An 18,561-nucleotide genomic window follows, 5' to 3' on the forward strand; every position below is an offset into this window, starting at 1 on the left:
CCCGCCGACCCGCCCGGTTCCTACGGGGCTCCCGCGCGGCTCACGCGGACGGCGCCGGCGACGGGGCCCGTCCCACCACCTCGAGCAGCAGCTTCGCCGCCACCGCCGTCCCGTCGGTACGGATCGTGCCGGCCACGGCGGCCGCCCGGGCGCGGACCTCGGGGGTCAGGACGCCCGCGAGCGCGGTCGACAGGGAGTCGAAGGTCGGATCCGGTCCTTCGTGGGCCGCGCCGATGCCCAGCTCCGCCACCCGGCCGGCCCAGTACGGCTGGTCCGCCATCTGGGGGACGACCACCTGCGGCGCGCCCGCCCGGGCGGCCGTCGTCGTCGTACCCGCGCCGCCGTGGTGCACGACGGCGGCCACCCGGCCGAACAGCGCCTGCTGGTTGACCTCGCCGACGGCGAAGCAGTCGTCCTGGTCGTCGGTCAGGGCGAGGTCCGCCCAGCCGCGCGAGACCAGTACGCGGCGGCCCTGCGCACGGACGGCGGCGACGGCCGCCCGGGCGACCTCCTGCGCCTCGCGCAGCGGCATGCTGCCGAAGCCCACGTACACCGGCGGCGTGCCGGCGCCCAGGAACGCCTCCAACTCGGCCGGGAGCGGCCGTTCGTCCGGCTTGATCCACGCGCCGGTCTGCACCACCCCGGGGCCCGCGGGCTCCGGCTCCGGTTCCGGCCACGGGCCGAGGACGGGGTCCGCCGCCAGCCACGGCCGGTCGGTGAAGACGTGCTCGCGGACGTCGTCCACCGGGGGCAGACCGACCGACGTCCGCAGGGCGTTGACGCCCCCGCCGAACAACTCGTTCATGATCTCGGCGTTCAGGTCCCACAGCACCTGGTTGTCCGTCACCTCCGGCGGCGCCTGGCGGCCCGGCCACACCAGCGGGGGGTGCTGCTCGGACGGCAGATACGTCGGGAAGTAGGACACGAACACGTACGGGATGCCCAGCTTGTCCGCCACCGATCGGGCGGCGGCCGCGGCCGGCATCAGACCGGTCGCCACGACCGCGTCGCACCCCTCGGCCACCGCGGCGAGCGACGCGTACGTCGCGGCGGCGATCCGGGCCGCGCGCTCCGGCAGGGTCAGCGCCACCGTCGGCTTCGTCTCCCGCACAGCCTCCGTCGTCATCTCGCGGATCGACTGGCCGAGCGGCACCAGCGGGAGGCCGACGGTGTCCAGGAGCTCAGCGAAGTCCGGCGGCGCGCACATCTGCACCTCCGCGCCCAGCTCCCGCAATCGCAGCGCGAATCCCGCCATCGGTTCGATGTCCCCGCGAGACCCGTACGCCACCAGCAACACCCGCATGCGCAACTCCAACTTCCGTGAATTCCAGCCTGAATGGATGATTCTCCCTTACTGCGGGGCCCCGCCACGGAACGTGCGGCGGTAGGTGTCCGGGGGCACGCCGACCGTCCGGTTGAAGTGCCGGCGCAGTGTCGTCGCGGTGCCCATGCCGGTGGCCGCCGCGATCGCGTCGATGCTCTGGTCGGAGTTCTCCAGCAACTCCTGTGCCAGGCGGATCCGTTGGGTGTGCAGCCATTGCAGAGGGGTGGTCCCGGTCGCCGCTTTGAAGTGGCGGCCCAGATGGCGCGAGCTCATCCGGGCCCGGCGGGCCAGGTCCTCCACGGTCAGTGGCTGGTCGAGCCGCTCGATCACCCAGGGCAACAGCTCGGACAGCGGGTGGTGTTCGTCCTGGGCGGGCACCGGGCTGGTGACGAACTGGGCCTGACCGCCCGCCCGGAGCGGCGGCACGACCAGCCGGCGCGCGGCCGCGTTGGCGATCGACGAGCCGTGGTCGAGACGGACCAGGTGCAGGCACAGGTCCAGTGCGGCGGCCTTGCCCGCCGAGGTGAGCACGCTGCCGTTGTCCACGTAGAGCACGTCCGGGTCGACCTCCACCCGCGGATAGCGGGCGGCCAGGGCCTCGGTGTGCGCCCAGTGGGTGGTCGCGCGCTTCCCGTCCAGCAGCCCGGCGGCGGCCAGCACGAAGGCGCCCGTGCAGAGCGAGGCCACTCGGGCGCCGGCCTCGTGGGCCGCGCGCACCGCGTCGACCAGGTCGCCGGGCGGCTCCACGTCCACATCGGCCCAGGCGGGGACGATCACGGTGTCGGCGCGCCGCAGCCGCTCCAGCCCGTGGCCGGGCTCCAGCCGGTACGGCCCGACCCGCACGGAGCCCGTCCCGCAGACGGAGACCTCGTACCAGGGGTCGACCGTGCCGGCCGGGAAGGCGGGGGAGGCCGGGACGGTCGGCGGTGAGCCGAAGATCTCGTACGCCACGGACAGTTCGAAGTGCAGCATCCCGTCGGTGACGGCCAGCGCGAGAGTACCCATGTCCGAAAGTGTACGCGTCATGTCGTTCCAGACACTCGCGCGGGAGGTCCACCGCTGTCAGGATGGCCGCAGTGGATCATTCGGGCACGGACGGGGGAGAACCCAATGGGAACGGCGCAGACGGTGACGGTGTTCGGGGCGTACGGGCACACCGGGCGGTTCGTGGTGGCGGAACTGCGGGAGCGAGGGTTCCTCCCGGTGCTCTCCGGCCGCGACCCCGGCAAGCTGAAGGAACTGGCAGAGTCCCACCCGGGCCTTGACGTCCGGCCCGCGTCGGTGGACGACCCGGCTTCGCTCGACCGGGCGCTGGCCGGTGCGGCGGCCGTGATCAACTGCGCCGGGCCCTTCGCCACGACCGCCGGCCCGGTGATCGAGGCGGCACTGCGCGCCGGGATCCCGTACGTGGACGTCGCGGCCGAGATCGAGGCCAACGCCGACACGTTCGCGCGGTTCACGGACCGGGCCCGCGCCGAAGGAGCGGTGGTCCTCCCCGCGATGGCCTTCTACGGAGGCCTCGGCGACCTGCTCGCCACCGCGGCGATGGGGGACTGGACCGCAGCCGACGAGGCGCACGTCGCGTACGGGCTGAGCAGCTGGCACCCCACGGAAGGGACGCGCCTCGCGGGCAAGGTCTCCCGGGAGCGGCGCGGCGGCCGGCGCGTCCGGTACGCAGGCGGGCAGCTGGAGTACCGCGATGACGCGCCGCCCACCCTGGAGTGGGCCTTCCCCGAGCCGATGGGCACCCGGGCCGTCATCGGGGAGTTCACGATGGCCGACGCGGTCACCATCCCCAGCCACCTGTCCATCCCCGAGGTGCGCGGCTACATGACGACGGAAGCGGCCACGGACCTGTCGTCCGCGGACACCCCGTCCCCGGCCGCGGTCGACGACAGCGGCCGGTCCGCGCAGACCTTCCTCGTCGACGTCCTCGTGCGCTCCGGCGGCGCCGAACGGCGCGCCGTGGCCCGGGGTCAGGACATCTACGCCGTCACGGCTCCGCTCGCGGTGGAAGCGCTCTCCCGCATCCTCACGGGACGGACCAGGGCGGTCGGCGTCGTCTCCGCGGGCGAGCTCTTCGACGCGCCGGACTTCCTGCGCGCGCTGTCCTCGCACCTCTCCTTCGAACTGTCGCACTAGCCGGCCGGGTTGGCCCGCGGAACGGTTGGCCCGCAGTCCGGCATCCGCCGGACTGCGGGCCACCGAAGGTCAGTTGCAGGTGACGAGGAGCGAGGTGAGCGCGGTGCAGGTACGGCTGCTGCTGTCGTTGGCCGCGTTCGGGTCGGCCGGACTGCTGGCGGTACGGGTGGCGGTGACGGTGTAGGCGGTGCCGAGGCTGAGGAGCCCCACCGGTGCGGTGAAGCGCCGGGTGGTGCTCGCGCCCGGGGCGAGGTTCGTGACGGTGCAGGTGACGGCGCCCGAGCCGACGGTGCAGTTGGGGCTGGTGGCGCTCATCGGGGCGGTCAGGGGCGCGGTGACGGTGCCGGTGGCGGCCGTCGCGGGCCCGTAGTTGGTGACGGTCAGCGTGTAGTCGATGTGCCCGTTGAGCAGGCCGGGCACGGCGGTGGCCGTGAGGGAGACCCCGAGGTCGGCGGCGAGCGTGGGGGTGATGGTGAGGGCGACGGGCGCGTAACCGGTGGCGAGCGTCCCGGTGACGGTGTTCGTGGCGGTGTCGATCACGGACAGGCTGTCGCCGCGGTAGTTGGCGACGTACAGGTGTTTGCCGTCGGGGGCGAGGGCGGTGTCCACGGGGGAGGAGCCGACGGGGACGGTCGCCAGGATGGTGCCGCCGGCCGCGTCGATGACGGAGACGCTGGAGGAGAGCACGTTGACCACGTACAGGCGGGTGCCGTTGGGGGAGACGGCCACGGCCTGCGGGTAGAGGCCGCCGGTACCGAGGCCGGCGACCACGGTGTTGGTGGCGGTGTCGATCACGGAGACGGTGTTGCCGGAGTTGCCGGTGACGTAGACGCGGGTGCCTGCCGGGTTGACCGCGAGCCTACGGGGATCGCCCGCGACGGGAATGCTCGCGGTGACGGCGTTCGTGGCGGTGTCGATCACGTCGACACGGGCGTCCGCGGTGCGGGTGACATAGACGCGGGTGCCGGCCGGGTTCACGACCACGTACGAGGGGTTGCCGGCGACGGGGATGGAGGCGGTGAGGACGTTGGTGTCGGGGCTCAGGACGTTCACCGACTGGGCCGCCCGGTCGGCGACGTAACCGCGCTTGCCGTCCGGGGTGAAGGCGATCTGCGCCGGGGACTGGCCGAAGGGGAACGTGGCCGTCGCGGTGTTGGTGGCGGTGTCGATCGCGGTCAGGGTGGCATCGGCGGAGTTCGAGACGTACACCCGCGAGCCGTCCGGGGTGGTCGCCGCCTGACTGGGGCCGTCGCCGACGGGGATGGTGGCGAGGGTCGCGCCGGTGACGGTGTCGATCGCCGAAACGCTGTCGGCGTCGCTGTTGGCGACGTAGACGGTCGGGTGCGCGGGCGCCGCGCCCTGCGCCGAACCGGCCGCCGCGGTCAGCGTGCCCGCGGCGAGCACCGTGGCCGCCGCCCAGGTCGTGACGTGGTGGGGCAGGCCGAATCGGCGTAAACCCGTGGGTCTGATCGTCGCGTCCATGCTCATGGTGATGCTTCCTCCCCATGTGGGCCCCCTGCCATCGGCGTCGGGGGCCCGTCATGCGCGCGCCGTGTCATCGAGTCGGCACGCATCGCACATGATTTTGGCCGCCCGGAGCCGGAGAAAAGAGGCTCTTGGGTCAGCCGTTACGTCGGGTTGTGGGGGAGGGGCCGGCGGGCGGCGGTCAGTCGATCTGGAGTTCGCCCATCCGGCTCCAGCCGGTGGCGCCCTCGATGGTGGTGCTGACGATCTCGGGCGTACGGGTGACCAGGGGCCGCATGGTCTCCAGAGCGGCGCGGAAGTGCTCGGAGGTGACGTGGGCCTCCGCCGCGTCGTCCTGGAACGCCTCGACCAGGACGTAGGTGTCCGGCTCGTCCAGGCTGCGGGACCACTCGAACCACAGGTTGCCGGGCTCGGCGCGGGTGGCGTGGGTGAAATCCGCCACCAGCTCGGGCCATTGGGCTGCATATTCGGGCTTGACGGGGAATTTCACCACAATGAAGATCATCCCCTCATTCTAAGCACGCCCTCCTCGGTGCCCGGTCGGCCCCGCCGACAACCTAGATCCGGGCCTCGCCGAGCACTCCGGCGATGCCCTGCGCCAGACAGGGGATCCGGTCCGCCGGGATGCCCGCGATGTTGACCCGCCCCGCGGTCGTCCCGTAGACGGCGAACCGGCTGCGCAGCCGGATCATCTGGTCCGGGGTGAGCGGCAGCATCGAGAACATCCCCTTCTGCCGCGCGAGCACATCCGCCTGGGCGCCCCAGCCCAGCGCGGTCAACCGGGCGGTCAGTTCGGTCCTGTTGACGGTGATCCGGTGCCGCATGTCGTCCAGCTCGGCCCGCCAGGCGGCCCGCAGCCCCTCGTCCCCGAGGACGGCCGTGACGATCGCCGCGCCGTGCTCCGGCGGCATCGAGTAGAGCGTCCGGGCGGCGTTCTGCAGAGCCGTCTCGGCGTGCCGCAGCGCCTGGCGGGACGCGCCGAGCACGACGGCGCAGCCGGTGCGGTCGCTGTAGAGGCCGAAGTTCTTCGAGCAGCTGATGGCGAGGAGCATCTCCGGAACCCGGTCCGCGAGCATCCGGGTCGCCGCCAGGTCGGCTTCCAGGCCGTCGCCGAGCCCGTGGTAGGCGAGATCGACGAACGGAACCCAGCCGCTGCGGACGGCGAGCGCCGCCAGCGCCTCCCAGGTGTCCGGGTCCGGATCGACCCCGGTGGGGTTGTGGCAGCACCCCTGCAGCAGGACCACGTCGTCGCGGCGGGCGCCCTCCAGGTCCTCCAGCATGCCCGCGGCGTCCGAGCGGCCCTGCGCGTCCGCCCAGCGGTACGTGCGCACCCGCAGCCCGGCGGCCTCCAGGATGGGCCGGTGGTTCACGTAGGCGGGGTCGCTGATCCACACCGTGGTCCCCGGCCGGGTCCGGCAGATCAGATCGGCCAGGAGCCGCAGTGCGCCACTGCCCGCGACGGTCTGGACCGCCACGGCACGCTCGGCGGCCGCACCCGACCCGAACACCATCGACAGCATCGCCCGGTTGAAGGCGCCGTTGCCGGAGAGCCCGCGGTACTCCTTGGACTCGGAGCGCTCCGCCAGGCGTATCTCGGCCTCGCGCACGGCCGCCATGACCGGGGTGGCCCCGGTGTGGTCCCGGTAGACCCCGATGACCAGATTCAGGCGCTCGGGCCGCACGTCGGCGTGGAAGGCCTCGGTCAGGTCCCAGAGCGGGTCGACGGGCGGCGGGAGGAGGAGCTCAAGCATCTACGGGACCCTTGGAGTCGGGGTGGGAGCCGGGGAGGGCGGAGGGAAGGGGGCGGGGCCGGGGGCGCCGGTTGGCGAGCACGACGCCCGCGGTGATCAGGGGTACGCCGATGAGCACGGTCAGGGTCGGCGACTCGTCGAGCAGCGGCACGGCCAGCAGGACGACCGCCACGGGGCTCAGGCTCCCGAAGACGGAGCTGCGCTCCGCACCGAGCCGGCGGATGGCGAACGCGTAGAGCAGGCCGGCGCACAGGCCGACCCCGAGCCCCTGCACCACCAGGAACAGGGCGATGTCGCCGCCCGCGGCGGACGCCAGGCCGGTGGGAAGCACCCCGGTCAGCACCAGCAGGGCGATGATCGCGAAGGAGGGCAGGCACAGCAGGCCTATGGACCCGACGGGGTCGAGGTCCACCTCCTTGAGCCCGACCGTGTACAGGGCCCACAGCCCGCTGGCGACGAGGAGGATCCCGGCGCCGGCCAGTACCTGCGTGTTCAGCGGAACGACGTAGCGCCAGACCAGGGCGACCACACCGGCCGCGATCAGCGCGAGCCCGGCCGCCTGCGTCCCCCGGGGGGCGCCGCGGCCGCCGGCCACCATGAGCGCGCTGACGAAGAGCGGGACCATCCCGGGGACGATCGAGCCGACGAAGGCGGCCGAGGTCAGGGAGCCCCCGTACATCGCCGCGAGGAAGAACGGCACGCCCGCACCACAGACGATCTTGGCCGCGGTGGCCGGGCGCACCGCCATGATGCGGCGGCGCCGCCGCCACAGTGCGGGCGCCAGGACGAGCACCGGGACGCCGAAGCGCAGCAGGGCGGCGTCGGCGGGCAGGAGGGAGGAGGCGCTCAGGGCCCGCGCACTGAGCGCGAAGGCGGCCCAGATGGCCACGGTCACCAGCAGCGCCACCATGCCCCGCGCCTGCGGGGAGAGCCGCCCGCGGCCCGCGGCACCGGTGTCCGGGGGCGTCGTGGCGGGCCCGGCATTCGTCGTGACCAAGGAGGTTCCTCCAGCCTCAAGGGGCCGGATCCGGCCATGAGGCAACGCTAGGCCTTTCCCCGGGGCAGTCGATTGCCAGTTCTGCCACCCAGACATAGCTTTGGGGCAGAATCTGCCAAGGAGTGACCATGGACGCAGTCGATCTGCACATCATTCGCGAATTGCAGGCCGACGGACGGCTGTCCAACCAGGACCTCGCCGACCGGGTCCGGCTGTCCCCGTCGCCCTGTCTGCGCCGGGTGCGGCGCCTGGAGGAAGCCGGTCTCATCCGCGGTTACACGGCGATGGTCGACCAGGTCGGCTTCGGACTCCCGATCACCGTCTTCGTCCGGATACGGCTGGAACGCCACACGGGTGAGGCGGTCAGGGTCTTCGAGGACCACGTCGCGGTCATCGAGCACATCCAGGACTGCTACCTGATGGCCGGAAGCAGCGACTACCTGCTCCGGGTCGTCATCGAAAGCCTGCAGGCGTACGAGGCCCTCGTGCGCGACCGGATCCACGCCATTCCCGGGATCGCCTCGATCGAATCGAGCTTCGCGTACGGCAGCGTGAAGCAGTCCCGGATCTACCCGAGCCCGAACACCCCCTGAGCTCCGCTCAGGACTCCCCGGCCTCCGGCAGCTGCTGCTCGGACCAGATGATCTTCCCCTCGGGGGTGTAGCGGACCCCCCACCTGCGGCTGATCTGCGCCACCAGGAAGAGCCCGCGACCCCCCTCGTCGGTGGTGGCGGCATACCGCAGGTGCGGTGTGGTGCTGCTGCTGTCGAAGACCTCGCAGGTCAGTACCCGGTCGTGGAGCAGGCGTACCCGGACCGGCGCCCCGCCGTGCCGGATGGCGTTCGTGACGAGTTCGCTGAGCACGAGCTCCGTCTCGAAGGCCAGCTCGGACAGACCCCACTCCTCCAGCTGCTCCACCGCGCGGGTCCGGCTGGCCCCCACCGAGCTCGGCTCGAACGGCACCTCCCACTCCGCGATGCGCTCCGCCGCCAGCGCCCGGGTCCGCGCGACCAGGACGGCCACGTCGTCCCGGGGCCGCTCCGGCAGCAGCCCCTCGAGGATCGCCCGGCAGGTCTCCTGCGGCCCCCGGTCGGCGTGGGTGAGGGCCGTGCGGAGCAGGCCGAGCCCCTCGTCGATGTCGCGGGCGGGGTCCTCGATCAGCCCGTCGGTGTACAGCACGAGCTGGGTGCCCTCGCTCAGGTCCAGCTCCGCCGACTCGAAGGGGAACCCGCCCAGCCCCAGGGGTGCGCCCGGGGGCAGGTCCGGCATCTCCACGGTGCCGTCCGGCCGCACCAGGAACGGCGGCACGTGCCCCGCGCGGGCCACCGTGCAGCGCTGGGTCACCGCGTCGTAGATGGCGTAGAGGCAGGTGGCTCCGAGCAGTCCGTCGTCGCCCTCGCCGCCGTCCCCGCCCTCGCCGCTCTGGTCGATGTACTGGACGAGGTCGTCGAGCCGGGCGAGCAGTTCGTCGGGGGGCAGGTCCAGGGAGGAGAAGTTGAGCACGGCGGTGCGCAGCCGGCCCATGGTGGCCGCGGCGTGCAGGCCGTGGCCGACGACGTCGCCCACGACGAGCGCGACCCGGCTGCCCGGGAGCGGGATCACGTCGAACCAGTCGCCGCCGACCCCGGAATGGGCGGGCAGGTAGTAGTGCGCCACCTCCACGGCGGTCTGCTCGGGCAGGTCGCGGGGGAGCAGGCTGTGCTGGAGCGTCACGGCCAGGGCGTGCTCACGGGTGTAGCGGCGGGCGTTGTCGATGGTGATCCCGGCCCGGGCCACGAGCTCCTCCGCCAGCGACAGGTCCTCCTCGTCGAAGGGGGCCGGTTTGCGCGAGCGCCAGAAGTTGGCCACGCCGAGCACCACGCCGCGGGCCTTGAGCGGGGCGGTGATCAGCGAGTGGATCCCGTAGTCGATGATCTCCTGCGCCCGGGGAGGGTCCTGTGCGAACCAGCCGGGCGCCAGGGCCAGGTCGGCGACCACCTCGGCCCGGCCGCTGCTGAGTCCGCGCGCCTGGGGGGTGGAGGGCAGGAAGCCGATCAGCCGGCCGCGTGGGTAGAGGGGCGCGTCGTCCCGGATGCCGCTGACCCCGGTGCGCAGCAGGTCCGCCGACGGGGTGGGCTCGTCGCCCTGGAGCACGGGCTCCGCCAGATCGACGGTCACGAAGTCCGCGAAGCGCGGTACGGCGACATCGGCCAGCTCCTGGGCCGTCCGCTCCACGTCCAGGGTGGTGCCGACGCCCACACCGGCGTCGTACAGCAGCTTGAGCCGCCTGCGGGCCGCGTCGGCCCGGGTGCTGAGGACCTGCATGTCGGTGGAGTCGCGGATGGTGACGGCCGAGCCCTCGGGCCCGCCGCCGGGCCGGGTCGGCCGCTGGTTGATCACCAGCAGCCGCTCCCCGGCCTCGTGCACCTCGTCGGTGGCCTCCCGGCCGGAGACCAGGAGGTCGGACAGTTGCCGGTCGAGGCCGGTCAGGTCCCGGACGAAGGAGCCCTCGGCCCCGGGTCCCAGCCGCAGGAGCCGCTTCGCCTCGTCGTTGGCGAGCAGCAGCCGCCCGGCGCCGTCGATGATCAGCACGCCTTCGCGTACGGAGTGCAGCACCGCGTCGTGGTGCTCGTACATCCGTGTCATCTCCTGCGGGCCGAGCCCGCGGGTCTGCCGTCGCAGGCGCCTGCTGATCAGCGCCGAGCCGGCGGTGGCCAGGGCCAGGCCCGCGGCGCTGGCGCCGAGGATGACGGGGAGCTGCCGGTCGAAGGCGCCGGTCACGTTCTCCACGGTGAGGCCGGCCGACACCAGCCCCACTACCCGGCCGTCCGCCGAGAAGACCGGCACCACGGCCTGGATCTCGTTGCCCAGGGGCCCGTGCACGCTCTCGGTGTACACCCGGCCGGCCAGGGAGGGGCCGATCGTGCCGACGAACCTCTTGCCGATGCGGTCGGGCAGCGGATGGGTGTAGCGGATCCCGTTGGTGTCCATCACCACGATGAAGTCCACCCCGGCGACTTTGCGCGTCGCCTCGGTGATGGGCTGGAGGACGGCGGAGGGATCGGGGGAGCGGAGCGCCTCCCGCAGCCCGGGCGAGTGGGCGAAGCTCTCCGCGACCGCGACGGACCGGGTGCGGGCCTCGCGGTCGATGTCGCGGCGCGACTGCAGCACCAGGGCCAGTACGGCGGCAGCGGCGAGCAGCACCACGACCGCCACCTGAAGGACGAATACCTGGCGGGCGACGCTGCGCGGGCGACTTCTGCTCAGTGACCGCACCGACGTCCCCGGTACGGGTTGCAAGGACCGGTCACGAACCAGTTGTAGCACCCCGGGTCGTCCGGGGTGCGCCGGTCGGGCGCCGCGCGTCGCGGGAGGGGCGCGACGGAGCCGAACTATCTTGACGTCAAGATTAATCTGGGGCAGGCTGCGCGAAGTATCTCGACATCGAGATACATTTGCCGAGCGTGCGGGGGACTGGAATGCGGCGGGGCACGGGGACCCGGAAGGACCGGCGCAGCGGAGCCGGCCTGGTGGCGCAGTTGCGGCGGCCGCCGGGGGGCCGGGACGCCCGGATCATGCTGTTCGCCCAGCTGCTGGACCGGACCGGTACGGGAGTGTGGGCCGCGGCCTCGGTCCTGTACTTCACCCTCGTGGCCGGACTCGACGCCCGGCAGCTGGGTCTGCTGCTGGGCGCGGCCGGAGTGGCCGGCATCGCCGGATCACCGCTCGCGGGCCACCTGGCGGATCGTTTCCCGGTGCGCTCGCTGCTGATCGCCTGCCACCTCCTGCGGCTCGCGACCCTCTGCGCGCTGCTCGTCGTCACCAGCTTCCAGCTGCTGCTGCTCGTGGTCGCCGTCACCTCCCTGGGCGACCGGGCGGCCAAGACGCTGGAGATGCTCTTCGCCACCCGGGTCGCGGGCGAGCGGCGCTCCGCCTACCAGGCGCTGTCCCGCAGTTCGGCCAACGCCGGCTACGGGATCGGCGCGGGCATCGCCGCGATCGGCCTCGCCGTGGGCACCGAAGCCGCCTACCAGGTGCTGATCCTGGGCAACGCGCTGTCGTTCCTGGCGGCCGCGGCGCTGGTCTGGCGCACCCGGGAGCCGCGCGGCCACGGGCACGTGACCGCGCGGACCGGCGAAGGCGCCACCGCCGCGGCGGACGGGCCGCCCGGAGGTCCCGCCCCGAGCCCCTGGCGGGACCGCGGATACCTCCGGTTCGCCCTGCTGGACATCCCGATGAACCTGGACTCGACGATCCTCGACGTCGGTCTGCCGCTGTGGCTGGTGGAGCACACCGACGCACCCCACGCCGTGATTCCGGCCTTCCTCGTGATCAACACCGTGCTCGTCGTCCTGCTCCAGATCCGCGTGTCGGCCAGGGTCGAAGGGCCGCGCCGGGCGACGGGAGCGGTCCTCGTCTACGGGCTCACCGTGTTCGCCTGCTGCGCACTCATGGCCGCATCGACGGGAGGCGGCTCCTGGACCGCCTCGGCCGTCCTGCTGGCAGCGGCGGTGCTGGTCACCTTCGCGGAGCTGATGCGCTCGGTGAGCTCCTGGGAACTGGCGGTCTTCCTCGCGCCCGAGGGGGCGAAGGCCTCCTACCTCGGAGTGGCGGGCATGGCCCAGTCCGTACAGAAGTCCGCCGGGCCGCTGCTGCTGACCGGCGTGGTGATGACGGCCGGACCGGCGGGCTGGCTCGTGCTCGGCGCGGCGGTGGCGGGCCTGTCCGTCGTACAACAGCGCTCCAGCGTACGAAGGCTCGCGGCGATGAAGGCGATGAAGGCTACGACGGGGACCGGGACGGGGACGGGGGCGGCGGCGACGACCGTGCCGGCCGAGGGCGGCGATATTCGCACGACGTGACGCGAAGGCTCTGGAACGCTGCGCCCTGGACGGATACGGACGGTCCGTGTCGGTGCGGAGGGGTGATCGGTGGGTTTCACACTGGAGGGACCGGTTCTGGAAGGCGCACTCGTGCGGCTGGAACCGCTGGAGCACCGCCATGCGGCGGACCTGGCCGTGGCGGCGGCAGGGGACCGGACTTCGTTCGGGTTCACCTGGGTGCCCACGGCTGCCGGGGTCGAAGGGTACGTGGACGCCCAGCTGGCCCGTGCCGCCGCGGGAAAGCTGGCTCCCTACGCGCAGGTGGAACGGGCGACGGGGCGAGCCGTCGGGGCCACCGCCTTCTGGGATCCGCGGCCGTGGCCCACGGGTGAGGGGCTGTGCGCGATCGAAGTCGGTTACACCTGGCTCGCGGCATCGGCCCAGGGCACGGGGATCAACACCGAGGCCAAGTACCTGTTGTTCCGGCACGCCTTCGAGAACTGGCGGGTGGCACGCCTCGATCTGAAGACGGACGCGCGCAACAGCCGCTGCCGGGCCGCGATCGAAGGGGTGGGCGCGCGGTTCGAGGGAGTCCTGCGGAACTGGTCGCGGTCGTGGGCTCCGGGCGAGGACGGCCGGCTCCGCGATTCCGCGATCTTCTCGATCACCGCCGCGGAGTGGCCGGAGTGCCGGGCGGGGCTCGAACATCGCATCGCCCGGCACTCCCGGACCGGCTAGTTGTTGGAACCGACCGTGTTGTCGTGACCGGCGTTGAAGACGTCGTCGGCGGCGAACTGGAGCCAGTCGCCGAAGACGAGGGTGTAGGAGCTGCCCTCCGGGATGGTCACATTCACATCGGCGCTGGCCGCGGAGGCACCGCCCAGGACGATGGTGAGGGCGGCAACGGCGGTCAGCACGGAGGAAACGGCGCGCATGGAAAGGCCTTTCACGAGATACCGGGAAGGGTCAACAGGCGCGGGCCGGGCCGAGGGGGATGGCCCTCGGACCGGTCGGCCCGTGCCCACCAGCCAAGGGGCTGACGCCCGGCAGGACACGCAGCCACTCCGGGCCTGGGCCCAGAGCCACCGCTTTGTACCAGTGGGCGGGCCCGCCGTCCCGTGGAGACTCAGGCCCTTTCCGCCGGTGCCGTGCGGTCCGTGACCACCCGCAGGGTCACGGCGGCCGCGGCTCCCGCCACCAGACCCCAGGTCAGGGCGGCCGGGACGCCGCCGCCGAGGCCGGCGAACAGGCCCAGCGCCCCCCAGGGCGCGCCCGAGTCGGCCGCCGTCAGCACGACCTGCAGCAACTGGCTCGCCAGGAGGCCCAGGACGGTCGCGCAGACCGCGCCCACCACCACCGCCGGGACCGTGACCCGCGTGAGCAGTCCCGGCAGCCTGCGCAGGGCCCCCCACACCACGGCGAGCAACAGCAGGTCGGGGACGCGGTACAGGAGCCACCGGCCGAGCGACCCGCCCGTCGGCGCCGTCCAGCCGCCGAGCAGCAGCCACTGGCGCAGGAGTTCGCCGGGTTCGGAGAACAGCCCGGAGTCGGTGGAGACCTCCTGGATGGAGGCGGCGACGGACTGGTACGAGAGGACCCACAGCGATACGGCGATCAGCGAGGTTCCGACGGTGGCGGCCAGCCGGGTCGCGCGCGCCGGTACGACGGCCTGCGGCAGCGGGCCCGCTCCCTTGGCGGTGATCCGCGCCACGAGCACCGTCACCGTCGCCGCTACCAGGGCGGCCACCACCAGAACCTGGGCTCCGGAGGCGATCACGCTCGAGAACTGCGGCAGGAATCGGTAGCTTCCGTGGCCCTGTCCGGCGATCAGCCAGGGCGCGGAGACGGCCCTCGCCAGCATCCCGGCCACCAGGCCCCAGGCCCAGACGGCGAGCAGCGCCGCCGGCATCCGGCCGCGCACCGGCGGCAGCCTGCGGACCAGGAGCAGCGCCCCGGGCAGGAAGAAGGCGAAGACCGCACCGAAGCGGATCTGTACCGCGGTCTCGTACAGCGAGAGGTAGCGGGCCGCGCCGCCGGACCCGTAACCGCCGCCCGCTCCCTCCGTGCCGGGGGGATCGTAGGACCAGGGGGCGAGCCAGTGTTCGAGCTCGCTGGTGGCCTTGAAGCCGAGGACGTCGGTGCTGCCCGGCAGGCGCAGTGCGGCCGTGCTCGCCCCCGCCCACCACAGGAGCGCCGCCAGGAGCAGCCCTCCAGCCAATGCCGGTATCGCCGCGCGCCGGTATGTCATGTACTGCCCCCGCCTGGATCGTGCACCCCGTGAACTTCCTGATCAGCGGGAGAGTACGGGGTGCCGCTGACACGGCGGAAAGGCCCCCCGGCCGGGGCGGGTCGGCCGGGCCGGGGGCTCAGGCCAGGCGGGACGCGAGGCGCAGCCGCATCTCGGCCGCGTTGCGCCGTACGTCTTCGGGCTGGCTTTCGTCGTCCAGGTAGCCCAGGAGAACCATCAGGGCCCTGGCCTCGTCCCCGCTGATCAGCTTGAGCCGCTGTTCGGTGGCGCCGTCGAGCAGGATGTCGAGGAGTTCGGTGGTCTCGTCCATACCGGCAACAACGCCGACGGCGCCGGGCGGGTCACCTACGGGTCGCGTACGGGTGGGTTCGGGTCGGGTACGGGGTGTTCACCGGACCGGGGGGCGTCCCGCAGCGGCCTGCCGCTCACGCCACCAGTCCACCGTCGCCTCGACCTGTTCGCCGACGGGGGTGGCCCGCAGCACGAACCGAGCCTCGTAGGCGCTCGAATCGACGACGAAGGGACGCTCGAACTGGTACCGGATCTCCTTCAGTTCGCGGATCATCGGGGAGAACAGCGAGCCCACGCCCAGTACGGCCGGCGGGATCCGGCGCACCGCGACCGGGCCCGATCCCGCCCGGGCCGCCAGGAGACCGGTCATCTCCCGTACGGACAGGGCCGGTTCGGTCGGGACGTGCCAGGGTCGGCCCCAGGCCCGCTCCTGCGCCGCGACCTCGACCAGGGCGCCCGCCACATCGGGGAGGTAGGTCCAGCTGTGCGGGGCGTCCGGGTCGCCGAGGGCGGAGACCGGCTTGCCGCGCAGCAGCCCCGGCATCACCCGGGCCGCCAGGTGGCCGCCATCGGTCACCGAGGGCCCGAAGAAGTCCGAGGCCCGCACCTCGACCGCGCGGATGCGGCCCTGGTCGTGCAGTTTCCGCGCCTGCTCCCACACGGCGGCGCGCACCCGGCCCTTGGGGCCCGTGGCCGCGAGCGGCAGGTCCTCGGTCATGGGGACGTCCACCGGACCGTAGCCGTAGAGGTTCCCCAGCATCACCAGCACCGCTCCGGTCGCCTCCGCGGCGGCGCAGAGCGAGGAGGCGAGCGGCGGCCAACTGCCCGCCCAGCGGGGGTAGGGCGGTCCGCCGCAGCTGTAGATCGCGGTCGCGCCCCGCGCGGCCTCGGCCAGCCGCCCGCTGTCCGCGGCGTCGAACGCGAGGTGCTCGATCCCCGGTTCCGGGCTCCGACCCGAGGAGGTGACGACCCGCACGGCATGGCCCTGCTCGGCCAGCAGCCGAGCGGTGGCGGCGCCTGCGGGCCCGAATCCGATGACGAGATGAAAGCTCACGGACGAACACTAGTGCGTGCCGTCGAAGCTCCATGCCTCGATGTCGCGGTAGTGGATCGGCCCGGGGCCGCGGCCGACGTTGCTGGCGACCAGGTGCAGGCGTGCGGCCGGCCACCGGCGCCCGGTGAACGCGGCCAGCCCGGTGGCGATTTCCGTGACGCTGGACCGGTCGCCGCGGCCGGACCGCGCCAGGGTCAGGTGGGGGCGCAGCGGCCGCTCCTCGAAGGGCACGCCGCAGGCCCTGACCACGTCACGGACCTCGGAGGCCAGCCGGTGCAGTCCTTCGAGCTCCCCGTCGATCCCGGTCCACAGCACCCGTTCGTCGAAGTGCCCGCCGCCGTGCATGGCCAGTTCCAGCGGCCGGCGCGTCGCCGCGAAGCCCGCGAGCGGCGGCCTCAGGAGCTCGGGCGCGGCGACGGGGAGCTCGCCGAGGAACGCCAGGGTGATGTGCCAGTCCTCGATGCGGTTCCAGCGCATGTGCGGGTACGTCTCGTAGGCGGGCCGCAGTTCCCGGGCCAGCTCCTCCTTCGCGTCGTCGGGCGGGGCGAGCGCTATGAAGACGCGGGTGGTCGCGGGCCGGATCTGTTCGTTCACGAAGGAATTCGTACACCATCGGCCACGGGACCCGGCACCACACCACGATCCGGCCGCACCGCACCACGGTCCTACAGCACCGCACCGCACCACGGTCCGGCGGGCCCGCATGCGTGCCGTGCCGGGCCGTGCCAGGCTGGTCAGGTGCCCCCGGGTCCGGGGAGACGACAGCCGCGACGAACGGAGCGCGCTGTGGGACATCCGATCCGCGGTGCGGCGCGGTGGCGGCAGACGGCCGCCGGCTGCGCCGCCCTGCTGTTGGTGACGCTCGCCCTGAGTACGGGTGCCCGTGCGGCCCCGTCGCCCCCGCCCTCCCCGTCGCCCTTTCCGACCGGCGTGGGGGATCCGGGCCGCCTCGACCCGCGCATCACGGAGATCATGGGCAAGCCGGAGTACCGCCATGCCCAGTGGGGCCTGCTGCAGAGCGAACCGGACGGCGGGCGCGTGGAGCACAGCCTGTTCCCCGGACAGTTCTTCATACCCGGTTCCACCGCGAAGCTGTTCCCCGTCTCCGGCACCTGGCGCACCCTCGGCACGGACCACCGCTTCGTGACCCCCCTCTACGCGGTCGGGGAGCGCAAGGGGGCCACGCTCAGCGGGGACCTCGACCTCGTGGCCCAGGGCGACCTCACCCTCGGCGGCCGGACCCGCGCCGACGGCACGGTCGCGTACACCGACCTCGACCACACCTACGCCAACGACTTCCCCGGAGCGACGCTCACCCCGCAGAACCCGCTCGCCGGAATCGACCAACTGGCCCGGCAGGTCCGCGACTCCGGCATCACCCGCGTCGAAGGCGACGTGCTCGTCGACAGCCGGCTCTTCGCCCCCGACCCGATCCTCGACCCCACCCCGACACCGCTGATCCTCAACGACAACCTCATCGACCTGCTGACCACGCCCGGGACCGGGCCGGGCGCGAAGGCCCGGATCGACTGGCGGCCCAAGGTCGCTCCGTACCAGGTCACTTCCACGGTGACGACCGTCGCGGCCGGCAAACCGGCCGCGGTCACGGTGACGGCCACCGACGGCGGCACCCGGATCCAGCTGTCCGGCACGATCGCCGCGGACGCCCAGCCGCTGCTGCGCACCTCCCCGATCACGGATCCGGCCGCCTTCGGCCGCACCGCGCTCATCGAGGCGCTCGGCCGGGCCGGGGTGCAGGTCACCGCCGCCGCGACGGGCCCCAACCGGGCCGACCGGCTGCCGCAGGACTACGCGGGCCGCCCGCGGGTGGCGGCGTACACCTCACCGCCGTACGAGCAGTACGCCAAGCTGATCCTCAAGGTCAGCCACAACCTGGGCGCCAACCTGGGCATCTGCCTGATGGCCGTCACCACCGGCAGCCACCAGTGCGCCGACGGCTTCCCGGTGCTGGCCGCCTTCCTCGACCGGGCGGGCGTCGACCGCGATCAGGTGCAGCTCATGGACGGCCGGGGCGGCAACCCCGCCGACCGGTCCACGCCCCAGGCGCTGGTGCAGATGCTGGCCTACTGGCAGCGCACCCCGGACGCGCGGCTCTTCCGCGAGGCCCTGCCCATCCTCGGGGTCGACGGTCTGCTGGCCGACAACTGCCGGAGCTGCCCGGCGCGCGGCAAGGTGTTCGGGAAGACCGGTGCGGCCGTCGGAGGGGACTCCCTGAACGACCGGCTGGCCGTCGGCGCCATCACCATCGCCGGCTACCTCGACAAGGGCGGCGGCCGCTTCGACACCTTCTTCGCCGGGGTCAACGGGGCGTCCACACCGACCGAGAACCCCGACGGGATCCTGTCCATCGCCAACGACCTGGCCTTGATCGCCGCCTACCTCCAGGAGGCGCAGGAGGCGCACTGAGCCTGCGATGGTTGCGTTCCTAGGGGTCCTAGGTTAAAAC

17 protein-coding genes are annotated in these 18,561 nt (G+C 73.0%); 5 read left to right on the forward strand and 12 right to left on the reverse strand.

All coding sequences use genetic code 11. The features are described 5' to 3' along the window. Positions 1–40: 40 nt before the first annotated feature. Entirely contained in the window at positions 41–1,303 is a 1,263-nt protein-coding gene (locus OHU74_RS33490; RefSeq protein ID WP_371619394.1) for a glycosyltransferase, read from the reverse strand. Between the two features lie 48 nt (positions 1,304–1,351). Beyond that, positions 1,352–2,329, reverse strand: coding sequence for a helix-turn-helix domain-containing protein (locus OHU74_RS33495; RefSeq protein ID WP_371619395.1), 978 nt, complete (start codon positions 2,327–2,329; stop codon positions 1,352–1,354). 105 nt (positions 2,330–2,434) lie between these two features. Between OHU74_RS33495 and OHU74_RS33500 the strand changes: the two genes are divergently transcribed. Next, positions 2,435–3,466 (forward strand): trans-acting enoyl reductase family protein, encoded by a 1,032-nt coding sequence (locus OHU74_RS33500; RefSeq protein ID WP_371619396.1) that lies wholly within the window; start codon positions 2,435–2,437, stop codon positions 3,464–3,466. A gap of 69 nt (positions 3,467–3,535) precedes the next feature. On the opposite strand, the gene OHU74_RS33505 is transcribed toward OHU74_RS33500, so the two are convergent. The 4 genes from OHU74_RS33505 to OHU74_RS33520 all read right to left on the reverse strand — a co-directional run bounded on the left by OHU74_RS33505 (position 3,536) and on the right by OHU74_RS33520 (position 7,699). Continuing rightward, on the reverse strand, positions 3,536–4,954 hold the full coding sequence (locus OHU74_RS33505) for a beta-propeller fold lactonase family protein (RefSeq protein WP_371619397.1): 1,419 nt from the start codon (positions 4,952–4,954) through the stop codon (positions 3,536–3,538). Between the two features lie 178 nt (positions 4,955–5,132). Next, positions 5,133–5,456, reverse strand: coding sequence for a putative quinol monooxygenase (locus OHU74_RS33510; RefSeq protein ID WP_371619398.1), 324 nt, complete (start codon positions 5,454–5,456; stop codon positions 5,133–5,135). 52 nt (positions 5,457–5,508) lie between these two features. Continuing rightward, the gene (locus tag OHU74_RS33515) at positions 5,509–6,702 is read right to left on the reverse strand and encodes an aromatic amino acid transaminase (RefSeq protein ID WP_371619399.1); all 1,194 of its coding nucleotides are present in this window, start codon (positions 6,700–6,702) and stop codon (positions 5,509–5,511) included. Further along, positions 6,695–7,699: a DMT family transporter gene (locus OHU74_RS33520; protein ID WP_371619400.1), complete on the reverse strand. Its 1,005-nt coding sequence runs from the start codon at positions 7,697–7,699 to the stop codon at positions 6,695–6,697. The genes OHU74_RS33515 and OHU74_RS33520 overlap by 8 nt, the downstream gene beginning before the upstream one ends. A 128-nt stretch (positions 7,700–7,827) precedes the next feature. Here OHU74_RS33520 and OHU74_RS33525 point away from each other — a divergent pair, with 128 nt between their 5' ends. After that, complete coding sequence (locus OHU74_RS33525; protein WP_371619401.1) at positions 7,828–8,292, forward strand: Lrp/AsnC family transcriptional regulator; 465 nt, start codon at positions 7,828–7,830, stop codon at positions 8,290–8,292. Positions 8,293–8,299: 7 nt separating this feature from the next. Here OHU74_RS33525 and OHU74_RS33530 read toward each other — a convergent pair whose 3' ends face one another. Continuing rightward, the gene (locus OHU74_RS33530; RefSeq protein ID WP_371619402.1) at positions 8,300–10,954 is read right to left on the reverse strand and encodes a SpoIIE family protein phosphatase; all 2,655 of its coding nucleotides are present in this window, start codon (positions 10,952–10,954) and stop codon (positions 8,300–8,302) included. 203 nt (positions 10,955–11,157) lie between these two features. On the opposite strand from OHU74_RS33530, the gene OHU74_RS33535 reads away from it, so the two are divergent. Then, complete coding sequence (locus OHU74_RS33535; protein WP_371619403.1) at positions 11,158–12,540, forward strand: MFS transporter; 1,383 nt, start codon at positions 11,158–11,160, stop codon at positions 12,538–12,540. A 69-nt stretch (positions 12,541–12,609) separates the two neighbouring features. After that, positions 12,610–13,239: a GNAT family N-acetyltransferase gene (locus OHU74_RS33540; RefSeq protein WP_371619404.1), complete on the forward strand. Its 630-nt coding sequence runs from the start codon at positions 12,610–12,612 to the stop codon at positions 13,237–13,239. Here OHU74_RS33540 and OHU74_RS33545 read toward each other — a convergent pair. From OHU74_RS33545 to thpR, 5 genes are all read right to left on the reverse strand, one after another. After that, positions 13,236–13,436, reverse strand: coding sequence for a hypothetical protein (locus OHU74_RS33545; protein WP_371619405.1), 201 nt, complete (start codon positions 13,434–13,436; stop codon positions 13,236–13,238). The genes OHU74_RS33540 and OHU74_RS33545 overlap by 4 nt on opposite strands. A gap of 191 nt (positions 13,437–13,627) precedes the next feature. Next, entirely contained in the window at positions 13,628–14,749 is a 1,122-nt protein-coding gene (locus tag OHU74_RS33550; RefSeq protein WP_371619406.1) for a hypothetical protein, read from the reverse strand. Between the two features lie 118 nt (positions 14,750–14,867). Beyond that, on the reverse strand, positions 14,868–15,059 hold the full coding sequence (locus OHU74_RS33555; RefSeq protein WP_371619407.1) for a hypothetical protein: 192 nt from the start codon (positions 15,057–15,059) through the stop codon (positions 14,868–14,870). A 78-nt stretch (positions 15,060–15,137) separates the two neighbouring features. Then, positions 15,138–16,094: an NAD-dependent epimerase/dehydratase family protein gene (locus OHU74_RS33560; RefSeq protein WP_371619408.1), complete on the reverse strand. Its 957-nt coding sequence runs from the start codon at positions 16,092–16,094 to the stop codon at positions 15,138–15,140. 9 nt (positions 16,095–16,103) lie between these two features. Beyond that, the gene (gene thpR, locus OHU74_RS33565) at positions 16,104–16,688 is read right to left on the reverse strand and encodes an RNA 2',3'-cyclic phosphodiesterase (RefSeq protein ID WP_371619409.1); all 585 of its coding nucleotides are present in this window, start codon (positions 16,686–16,688) and stop codon (positions 16,104–16,106) included. Between the two features lie 192 nt (positions 16,689–16,880). On the opposite strand from thpR, the gene dacB reads away from it, so the two are divergent. After that, positions 16,881–18,521, forward strand: a complete 1,641-nt coding sequence (gene dacB / locus OHU74_RS33570) for a D-alanyl-D-alanine carboxypeptidase/D-alanyl-D-alanine-endopeptidase (RefSeq protein ID WP_371619410.1) — start codon at positions 16,881–16,883, stop codon at positions 18,519–18,521. The last annotated feature ends 40 nt before the right edge of the window (positions 18,522–18,561 follow it).

The organism is Streptomyces sp. NBC_00454 (assembly GCF_041434015.1).
In the GTDB taxonomy this organism is placed as follows: Bacteria; Actinomycetota; Actinomycetes; order Streptomycetales; family Streptomycetaceae; genus Streptomyces.